This is a genomic window from Streptomyces sp. NPDC043685 (assembly GCF_056436585.1).
This window is the reverse complement of the sequence record NZ_JBWKCH010000005.1, coordinates 439,823-448,041: the sequence shown is the minus strand read 5'-3', so window position 1 is coordinate 448,041 and position 8,219 is coordinate 439,823. Positions and strand designations below refer to the sequence as shown.

At 73.0% G+C, this 8,219-nt stretch carries 9 protein-coding genes; 7 read left to right on the top strand and 2 right to left on the bottom strand.

Going from position 1 to position 8,219, the window contains the following annotated elements:
* Nucleotide 1: 1 nt before the first annotated feature.
* The 4 genes from AC0665_RS18970 to AC0665_RS18955 all read left to right on the top strand — a co-directional run bounded on the left by AC0665_RS18970 (nucleotide 2) and on the right by AC0665_RS18955 (nucleotide 3,059).
* Nucleotides 2-496 (top strand): phosphopantetheine-binding protein, encoded by a 495-nt coding sequence (locus tag AC0665_RS18970; protein WP_478705496.1) that lies wholly within the window; start codon nucleotides 2-4, stop codon nucleotides 494-496.
* A 53-nt stretch (nucleotides 497-549) separates the two neighbouring features.
* Nucleotides 550-1,494, top strand: a complete 945-nt coding sequence (locus tag AC0665_RS18965; protein WP_478608306.1) for an aromatase/cyclase — start codon at nucleotides 550-552, stop codon at nucleotides 1,492-1,494.
* A gap of 99 nt (nucleotides 1,495-1,593) precedes the next feature.
* Complete coding sequence (locus AC0665_RS18960; protein ID WP_363120636.1) at nucleotides 1,594-1,851, top strand: acyl carrier protein; 258 nt, start codon at nucleotides 1,594-1,596, stop codon at nucleotides 1,849-1,851.
* The gene (locus AC0665_RS18955; RefSeq protein ID WP_478705400.1) at nucleotides 1,848-3,059 is read left to right on the top strand and encodes an acyl-CoA dehydrogenase family protein; all 1,212 of its coding nucleotides are present in this window, start codon (nucleotides 1,848-1,850) and stop codon (nucleotides 3,057-3,059) included. The genes AC0665_RS18960 and AC0665_RS18955 overlap by 4 nt, the downstream gene beginning before the upstream one ends.
* 167 nt (nucleotides 3,060-3,226) lie before the next feature.
* On the opposite strand, the gene AC0665_RS18950 is transcribed toward AC0665_RS18955, so the two are convergent.
* Nucleotides 3,227-4,441: a beta-ketoacyl synthase N-terminal-like domain-containing protein gene (locus AC0665_RS18950; protein WP_478705399.1), complete on the bottom strand. Its 1,215-nt coding sequence runs from the start codon at nucleotides 4,439-4,441 to the stop codon at nucleotides 3,227-3,229.
* A complete protein-coding gene (locus tag AC0665_RS18945) occupies nucleotides 4,438-5,706 on the bottom strand; it encodes a beta-ketoacyl-[acyl-carrier-protein] synthase family protein (protein ID WP_478705398.1) in 1,269 nt (422 codons plus the stop codon). The genes AC0665_RS18950 and AC0665_RS18945 overlap by 4 nt, the downstream gene beginning before the upstream one ends.
* A 254-nt stretch (nucleotides 5,707-5,960) precedes the next feature.
* Between AC0665_RS18945 and AC0665_RS18940 the strand changes: the two genes are divergently transcribed.
* From AC0665_RS18940 to AC0665_RS18930, 3 genes are all read left to right on the top strand, one after another.
* Entirely contained in the window at nucleotides 5,961-6,428 is a 468-nt protein-coding gene (locus tag AC0665_RS18940) for an SRPBCC domain-containing protein (RefSeq protein ID WP_468405394.1), read from the top strand.
* A gap of 2 nt (nucleotides 6,429-6,430) precedes the next feature.
* Entirely contained in the window at nucleotides 6,431-7,348 is a 918-nt protein-coding gene (locus AC0665_RS18935) for an MBL fold metallo-hydrolase (protein WP_478608316.1), read from the top strand.
* Nucleotides 7,349-7,418: 70 nt separating this feature from the next.
* Nucleotides 7,419-8,198, top strand: coding sequence for an SDR family NAD(P)-dependent oxidoreductase (locus AC0665_RS18930; protein ID WP_478705397.1), 780 nt, complete (start codon nucleotides 7,419-7,421; stop codon nucleotides 8,196-8,198).
* Nucleotides 8,199-8,219 lie beyond the last annotated feature (21 nt).

Below are 8,219 nucleotides of genomic sequence, written 5' to 3'. Positions count from 1 at the left end.
CATGACGACCGGGAGCGCGCTGCGGCTCCTCGACGAGGCCGTGGCCTCGCCCCGGCCGGCGGTGGCCGCCTTCAGCCCCGTGCCCGAGCGGATCCGTCCCGGCACCCGCGCCGCCGCCCTCTTCCGGGGACTGCGAGACGTGCCCCGGCCCGGCCCGTCGGCCCCGGTCGCCGCATCCGGCGCGACCCGGCCGGCCGCCGCGGCCGGCCCCGGCGGCCCTTCCACGCAGAACCTCGTGGACATGGTGTGCGCGCAGGCCGCCGAAGTCCTCGGCTACACCGAGGCCGTGACGGTGCGGCCCACCGACTCCTTCAAGGAGCTGGGCTTCGACTCACTGCTCAGCGTGGACCTGCGCAACCGGCTCAACGCGGCCACCGGCCTGCGAATGCCGGCCGAGGCGGTCCTCGAAAACCCCACACCCGAGGCGCTCGCGGCGTACATGCGCGCCGCGCGGACCGGCGAACACCCCGCCACCGCACCGGCCACGACCGCGTGAACCCGCCGCCCCCACCGCGCCCGACCACACCGATGGTGAGGAGAGAGCCCGTCATGAGCGACACCGAGCCGACGCAGGTGACGCACCGGATCGACATCGAGGCACCGGCGGACGCCGTGTACCGCGTCGTCTCCGACGTGCGCCTGTGGCCGCTGTACTTCCCGCCCACCGTGCGCGCCGAACGGACGCGGGGCGACGACAGCGACGAGCACATCCGCATCTGGGCCGTGGCCCACGGCGAGGTGCGCACCTGGGAGTCCCGGCGCCGTCTGGACCCCGCCGCGCGCAGCGTGCGCTTCGAACAGACGAAACCCGCCGACCCGGTGGCCGCGATGGGCGGCAGGTGGGAGGTCCGCGAGCGCGGCGACAAGGCGTGCACGGTGGTCCTGGACCACCACTACCGGGCCGTCGGCGACGACCCGGCCGCACTGGCCCGCATCGCCGCGGCCGTCGAGACCAACAGCGTCTTGGAACTGGACCATCTGCGCCTGGCGGCCGAGCGGGCCGGGAGCGAGGACGACCTCCTGCTGGACTTCTCCGACACCGAGCTGATCGCCGGTTCGGCGGGCGACGTGTACGACTTCCTCTACGACGCGGCGAAATGGCCGGACCGGCTCGCCCACGTCGTCCGGCTGGACCTGCGGGAGAACGTCACCGGCCTGCAGTACATGGAGATGGACACCCGCGCGCCGGACGGCTCCGTGCACACCACCGTCTCCGGGCGGGTCTGCGTCCCGCAGCGGCAGATCGTCTACAAGCAGACCAAGCTGCCGCCCGTGCTGCGCGCCCACAACGGCGAGTGGCTGGTGGAGGAGGCCGCCGACGGCATGGTCCGGGTCACCGCCCGCCACCAGGTGCTGCTGGATCCCGAGGGCATCGCCGCCCTTCCCGCACCCCCGGCCACCCTCCAGGCCGCCCGGGACGCCGTACAGCACTCCCTGAGCTCCAACAGCAGGGCGACCCTGGCCCGGGCGCGCGCCTTCGCCGAAGGCCGCTGACCCGACCGGACCGCCGGTCGTCACCCGAACCCGCACGGCCCGCCCACGGAATCCGTGCCGCACCCCACCACCCGAGAACCACACCCGAGGAGAGCCCCCATGGCCGAACTGACCATCGACGAACTCAAGGGATTCCTGCTGCGCGCCGTCGGCGAGGACGAGACCATCGACCTGTCCGGCGACATCCTCCACGCCCCCCTCGCCGACCTGGGCTTCGACTCGCTCGCCGTCATCGCCACGACGAGCGCGCTCGAACAGCACTACCAGGTCAAGCTCGGGGACGACGACGCCTCCGCTCTCGAGACGCCCCAGGACTTCCTCGACGTCTTCAACCGCCGTCTGACCCAGGCGGCGTGACCGTGGCCTCACCCGCGTCGGTCCACCCCGCGTCCCCCGGCACGGGGGCGCGGGCCGCCGACCTCCTGGAACGGGTCCGGGCGTTCGTGCACGCCGAGGTGCTGCCGGCCACGGAGTACTTCGACACACTCCCGCCCGTCCCCACACCCGCCTCGGTCCGCCTGGCCGAGGCGGGGCTGGCCAACTGGTGGATCCCCGCCGAGTACGGCGGTCCGGGCCTTTCCCTGCGGGACAGCGTGGACGTCGTCTCCGAACTGTCCTACGGGGACGCCGGCTTCGCCTTCGGCTCCTTCCTGTCCGTGCTCGGCACCACCATGCTCCAGCTCTCCGGCGCCGACGCCCTGACCAGGCCGCACCTGGAACGCCTGGCCCAAGACGGCGGCGTCCTCGGCATCCTCGCGAGCGAGGAGGAGGCCGGCAGCGAACTCGGGCGCATCACGACCACCTGCCGCCGCGCCGGGGACAGCGTGATCGTCACCGGCGACAAGTACTTCTCCACCAACACCGACGCCGCCGACCTGCTGCTGGTCGTCGCCCGGGACGCCGCCGACGACGCCGACTTCGGCGTGGTCCTGGTGCCCCGGCACACCGAGGGCGTGGAGCTGACCCAGCGCTGGAACATGGTCGGCATGCGCGGCTCGGCCACCTACCGGGTCGCCCTGCGCGACTGCGTCGTACCGGCCGACCACCGTCTGCCCGGCAACGGACTGCGGCTGCTGGAGATCGGGCTGAACGCCAGCCGCATCCTCATCGCGGCGACCGCCATCGGCATGGCCCGCCGGGTGCGCGACCTGGCGATGGAGTACGCGGGGTCCAAACGGGTGCACGGCGCCCCGCTGGCACGCAACGCGGTCTTCGCCGGCAAGCTCGGCCAGATCGAGATGCTGATCGACGTGATGCGCAACCAGTGCCGCTCGGCCGCCGAGGAGTTCGACGGCTACCTGGCCGGGGGCGACGCCGCCGTGGCCCTGTACCGGGTGGGCACCCTGCGCTCCGCGCTGGCCGCGAAGATGTACTGCGGTCAGGCCGGCTGGCAGGTGGCGACCATCGGCTCCGAGATGTTCGGCGGACTCGGCTACACCCACGAGCACCCCATCGGAAAGCTGGTCCGCGACCTGCGCTACGTCGGTCTGGTCGAGGGCGGCGACGACGTGATCCGGGAACTGCTGTTCACGCGGTACGTCGTACCGACCGGCAAGCGGCGCTGAGGCTCCGCCCGAAGCGCCCCGTCGCCGAAGCGCCCCGCGTCGCCCGAAGCGCCCCGCGTCGCCCGAAGCACCCCGCATCACGCGGAGCCCGCGCGGCGCGCATGCCCGACCGGTGAAGGCCCGGGGCCCGGCTCGAGACACGAGCCGGGCCCCGGGCCCGTGCGTGTTCAGGACGCGGTGAGCACCATCGCCGAGGCGAAGCCCCCGTGTCCCCTCGCCAGCACCAGCGCCGTGCGGAACTCCCCGCCACGGGGCTCCCCGACCACCAGGTCGACCCGTGGGTCCACCTCGTCCGGCGCGACGCCGGGCACGGGCGGGACGAGCCCGTCGCGCAGGCTGAGCAGGGCCGTGACCGCGTCGAGGGCCGAGCCCCCGGACATCAGCCGTCCCACCAGCGCCTTGGGCGTGCTCACCGGCACCCCTCCGGCACCGAACAGCGCGGTCAGCGCGTCGGCCTCGGCCCGGTCGAGGTCGGGGCTGCCGGCGGCGTCGGCGAACACGACGTCGACGGCCTCGGGCGGCAGCCCGGCATCGGCCAGCGCACCGCGGGCGGCCCGCGCCAGCCCGTCGCCGCCGGAGCCAGACGGGTCCGGGTCGAAGGCCGCCGCGTGGCCGGCCACCGAACCCAGCACGGTCGCGTCACGTTCGGCGGCGGACGCACGGGACTCCAGCACCATGACGGCCCCGCCCTCCCCGGGCACGAACCCGGAGGACGAGGAGTGGAACGGCAGGAAGGCCCGCTCGGGGTCGCCGGCGCGACTCACCCCGGTGGCCACGGACACGGTCGAGACGCCGTACGGGCACAGCACGCTGTCGAAGCCGCCGGCGAGCATGACCGGCGTCCCGCGGCGCACCCTCCGGCGGGCGAACGCGATCGAGTCCAGGCCGCCGGCCTGCTCCGAGACGACCACCCCACTGGGCCCCCGCAGCGCGTTGCGGATGGAGATCTGCCCGGTGTTGACGGCGTAGTACCAGGCGAACGACATGTAGGGACTGACCGACTCCCACCCGGTGCCCCACAGCTGCTGCAACTGCCGCTGGCCGAACTCCAGACCGCCGCTGGCGCTGGAGACGGCCACCCCGGCGCCGAACTCGGGCAGTTCCGCGGGGTCCACCCCGGCGGCGGACAGCGCGCTGTCCGCGCACATCATGGCCAGTTGGGTGAGCCGGTCGGTCTGCGGCACCAGCTTCCTTGGGAAGGCGCTCTCCGCGTCGGACGGGGGTATCTCGGCGGCCAGCCGCACCGGATAACCGGTGGCGTCGAACCGGCTGATGGGCTGGATCGCCGACACGCCCTTGAGGGCGGCGGCCCAGTAGGTCTCCAGGCCGACTCCGTTCGGTGCGACGGCGTCCGCACCCGTGACAACGACGTCCTTGGTCATGCTGCGGTCCGCTCCAGACTCGTGAGCACCATCGCGCTCTGGAAACCTCCGAAACCACTACCCACCGTGAGCACCGCGTCCAGCCGCTTCTCCCGGGCGGTGTTCGGCACGTAGTCCAGGTCGCACTCGGGATCCGGCTCGTGCAGGTTGGCCGTCGGGACGACCACGCCGTGCCGCATGGACAGGGCGCACGCCGCGATCTCCAGCGATCCGATCGCGCCGAGCGAGTGGCCGATCATGGACTTGATGCCGCTCATCGGCGTCTCGTAGGCGTGCCGGCCGAGGCTGCGCTTCACGGCGGCCGTCTCGTGCCGGTCGTTCTGCTTGGTGCCGGAGCCGTGGGCGTTGACGTAGTCCACCGCACCCGGGTCCACGCGCGCCTCCGCCAGGGCGAGGTCGATGGCCTCGGACATCTCCTTGCCCTCCGCCGTCAGCCCGGTCATGTGGTACGCGTTGCAGCGCGCGGCGTACCCGGACACCTCCGCGTAGATCGTCGCCCCGCGCCGCCGGGCGTGCTCCAGTTCCTCCAGGACCAGCACGGCCGAACCCTCGCCGAGGATCAGGCCCGTGCGGGTCCGGTCGAAGGGGCGGCACGCGGTCGCCGGGTCGTCGTTGCGCGCGGACGTGGCCCGGATGACGTCGAAGCAGGTCACCGTGATGGGCGAGATCGGCGCGTCGGTGGCGCCGGTGACCATCACGTCGGCCTCGCCGTCCCGGATCAGCTCCGCCGCGTAGCCCACCGAGTCGATGCCGGAGGTGCACCCGGTGGACACCACCGAGGCGGGCCCCAGGGCGCCCGTGGTGCGGGCGACCTCGGCGGCGATGGAACTGGGCAGGAAGTAGTCGTACAGGTGGGGCACCGCGAACGACGGGTCCACCACCCAGTTCCGGCCGCCCTCGGAGAGCACGGAGTACTCCCGCTCCATGGTGGTGGTGCCGCCCACGGCACTGCCGAGGGCCACTCCGGTGCGCTCGGCCAGCGCACCGTCGATCTCCAGACCGCTGTCGGCGAGGGCCTCGCCGGCCGCGACCATGGCGAGCTGGGAGACCCGGTCGGTGCGGCGCACCTCCTGCGGGGTCAGACCGAGCGCGAGCGGGTCGAAGTCGCACTCGGCCGCGACGCGGCAGCGGTGTCCGCTGGCGTCGAACTGCGTGATCGTACGGGTCGCCGTCCTGCCCTCGACGAGGAGTTGCCAGAAGGGTTCGGTTCCGATCCCTCCCGGCGCGACGACGCCGATTCCGGTGATGACTGCCCTTCGGGCCATGGGGCTCCTTCGCGGTGAATGAGTCGGATGGCGCGGGCCGGTGTCGCTCGTGCCGCTCGCGGCACCACTGGGGACGGACGGACCGTGCGCGAGCGCCAGCCTGCGCCGCGGTCCTCGACTCACGGTCCAGTGGCGTTGGAACGCGCCACGCGCCGGTGCGCGGGCCCGGGGGGTTCGAGCCGTGCTCCACACGAGGTCGAGGCGGCCCGATGACGGTGGCGGCACACTCCTGCACCCGGCGGAAGGAAGAGTTCATGCCGCACGGTTCCGTTCCCGATGTGCGCAAGTGGGTCGAGGTCGAGGCCGACCCCCGGCGCTGCTTCGAGGTGTTCACCGAGCGAATGGCGGACTGGTGGCCGCCCTCGCACGTGCTGCTGTCCGAGCCCCGGGCCGGTCTGGCCATGGAGCCCAAAGAAGGCGGCCGTTACTACGAGTGGGACGTGAACGGCAACGAGATCGACTGGGGCACCGTCCTCGAATGGAACCCCCCGCACGGGCTGCGCCTGACCTGGCGGGTGGACGGCCGGTGGCAGTCGGTGCCGGACGACGAGCGGGCCAGCGAGATCGAGGTCGTCTTCACTCCGGCCGGACCCGGCCGCACCCGGGTCGAGCTCGCGCACGTCCGGCTGGACAAGCACGGCCCCGACGCGGAGCGCATCTTCCGGGCACTGGACGGCCCGAGCCCCGGTGAGACGCTCCAGCGCTTCTCGGAGGTGGTCTGACCGTGGCCGCCGGGACGGCGGCGCCCCCGGCACTGCGCGAGCTGGCCGAAGGCGTGCATGTCTACGAGCAGTTGCCCGGCGGCTGGTGCGTGAACAACGCGGGGCTGATCGCGGCGGGCGGACAGGCGGTGCTGATCGACACGGCGGCCACCCGGGCCCGGGCGCTGAGGCTGCGCGAGGCCGTGGAACGTGTCGTCCCCGGCGGCCCGGACGCCGTGGTCAACACCCACTTCCACGGCGACCACGTCTTCGGCAACGACCAGTTCGCGCCGCGTGCCACCGTCATCGCCCATGAGCAGACCCGTTCCGACATGGCGGAGGCGGGACTCGCCCTGTGCGGGATCTGGCCGGACGTGGACTGGGGCGAGCCCGAACTGACCCTGCCCGACACGACGTTCACCGACCGGCTCACGCTGCGGCTGGGCGGGCTGACCGTCGAGCTGTCCCGGGTGGGGCCGGCTCACACCGCGAGCGACGTGGTCGCGTGGGTGCCCGGACGCGGTGTGCTCTTCACCGGGGACGTCGCCTGGTCGGGTGTCACCCCCTACGTCCTGATGGGTTCCGTCGAGGGCTCCCTGCGGGCTCTGGCCGAACTGCGCCGTCTCCAGCCCCGGTTCGTCGTGCCGGGCCATGGCCCGGCGGGCGGGCCGGAGGTCCTCGACGCCACCGAGGCGTATCTGCGGTGGCTGCGGCGGCTGGCCGAGGACGGCAAGCGGCAGGGCAGGACGGTCCTGGAGACGGCCGGACAGGCGGACCTCGGGCCGTTCGCCGCGCTCGTCGACGCCGAGCGTCTGGTGGGCAATCTGCACCGCGCCTACGCGGAGCTCGACGGGCTCGCGCCCGGGGAGCGCGTCGACGTCGCCGCCTCCCTGCGGGAGATGGCCGAATTCCACGGCGGTCTGCCGCACTGCGCCGCCTGAACCGGCGCCGCATGACGAGCCGTCGGGCCCGTCCGACGAGCTGACGTGCTGACGAGAAGGAGAGAACAACATGACCGGTGCGCGAACCGCCTTCATCACGGGCGTCAGCAGCGGGATCGGGCTCGCCACGGCCCGCACGCTGGCCCGCCAGGGCATCGCCGTCTTCGGCTGCGCGCGCGAGGGCAAGAAGGTCGCCGAGGTCGTGGAGGAACTGCGCGACGCCGGCTGCACGGCGGAGGGCACGTCCTGTGACGTCACCTCGGGCGAGCAGATCAGTGCCGCGGTGGCGGCCGCCACCGCCCGGTTCGGACGGATCGACATCCTCGTCAACAACGCCGGCCGCGGCGGCGGCGGGGAGATCGCCGAGCTCGACGAGGATCTCTGGCTCGACGTGCTGGAAACCAACCTGACCAGCGTGTTCCGGGTGACCAAGGAGGTGCTGCGGGCCGGCGGCATGCTGGAGGCCGGGTGGGGACGCATCGTCAACATCGCCTCGACCGCCGGGAAGCAGGGCGTCATGTACGCGGCTCCGTACACGGCGTCCAAGCACGGTGTCGTGGGCTTCACCAAGTCCGTGGGCTTCGAACTGGCCCAACGCGGCATCACGGTGAACGCGGTGTGCCCCGGCTATGTGGAGACCCCCATGGCCGTCCGGGTGCGCCAGGGCTACGCGGCCCACTGGGGCATCACCGAGCAGGAGGTCCTCGACCGGTTCAACGCCAAGATCCCGCTGGGCCGCTACGCGACCCCGGAGGAAGTGGCGGGGCTGGTGGGCTACTTGGTGACCGACTCCGCCTCGTCGATCACCGCACAGGCGCTCAACGTGTGCGGCGGGCTCGGGAACTACTGAGGCGCGTCGGCGAACGCCGCG

Excerpts from the sequence above, each read along its gene's own strand:
- AC0665_RS18940 (WP_468405394.1), top strand. The coding sequence starts at position 5,961 with ATGCCGCACGGTTCCGTTCCCGATGTGCGCAAGTGGGTCGAGGTCGAG.
- AC0665_RS18960 (WP_363120636.1), top strand. The coding sequence starts at position 1,594 with ATGGCCGAACTGACCATCGACGAACTCAAGGGATTCCTGCTGCGCGCC.
- AC0665_RS18950 (WP_478705399.1), bottom strand. The coding sequence starts at position 4,441 with ATGACCAAGGACGTCGTTGTCACGGGTGCGGACGCCGTCGCACCGAAC.
- AC0665_RS18965 (WP_478608306.1), top strand. The coding sequence starts at position 550 with ATGAGCGACACCGAGCCGACGCAGGTGACGCACCGGATCGACATCGAG.
- AC0665_RS18930 (WP_478705397.1), top strand. The coding sequence starts at position 7,419 with ATGACCGGTGCGCGAACCGCCTTCATCACGGGCGTCAGCAGCGGGATC.
- AC0665_RS18945 (WP_478705398.1), bottom strand. The coding sequence starts at position 5,706 with ATGGCCCGAAGGGCAGTCATCACCGGAATCGGCGTCGTCGCGCCGGGA.
- AC0665_RS18970 (WP_478705496.1), top strand. The coding sequence starts at position 2 with ATGACGACCGGGAGCGCGCTGCGGCTCCTCGACGAGGCCGTGGCCTCG.